This window comes from Arenibacter lacus, from assembly GCF_008711145.1.
Lineage (GTDB): Bacteria > Bacteroidota > Bacteroidia > Flavobacteriales > Flavobacteriaceae > Arenibacter > Arenibacter amylolyticus.
Genome location: NZ_VVIN01000264.1, coordinates 1 through 408 on the forward strand (window position 1 = coordinate 1; position 408 = coordinate 408).

Consider the following 408-nt stretch of genomic DNA (forward strand, 5'->3'; position numbering starts at 1 on the left):
GGTAGTGCAGAAATCCAGTGCCTTAAAAGAGCAAATGGAATCATTGGCTACTAACCTGTCCTCCTTAAATGGAGTGTACGGAGGTATGTTGTCTGCGATGAATAGAAACTAATTAGTTGCTCTGCAATAACCAACCCCAAATCAATTAATCACAAAAACTAATTAGAAAATGGCAGGAGGAAAAGAAACACCACGTCAGAAGATGATCAACCTAATGTATTTGATCTTCATTGCGATGTTGGCGCTGAATATGGGAAAGGAAGTACTATCTGCTTTCGGACTTATGAACGAAAAGTTGGAAGCTTCCAACGTTAAAACCACGGAAAATAACCTAGCTTTTCTAAATGGATTAGAAACCAAAGCGGCGGAAAATGAAGTGAGATATGGACCGCTTTTGGAAGATGCTAA

At 39.5% G+C, this 408-nt stretch carries 2 pseudogenes; both read left to right on the forward strand.

Annotated features, from left to right (window positions below):
- A pseudogene (locus tag F1E73_RS17435) lies at positions 1-112 on the forward strand (gliding motility protein GldL); the annotation flags it as partial.
- 57 nt (positions 113-169) lie between these two features.
- Positions 170-408, forward strand: a pseudogene (locus F1E73_RS17440) (gliding motility protein GldM); the annotation flags it as partial.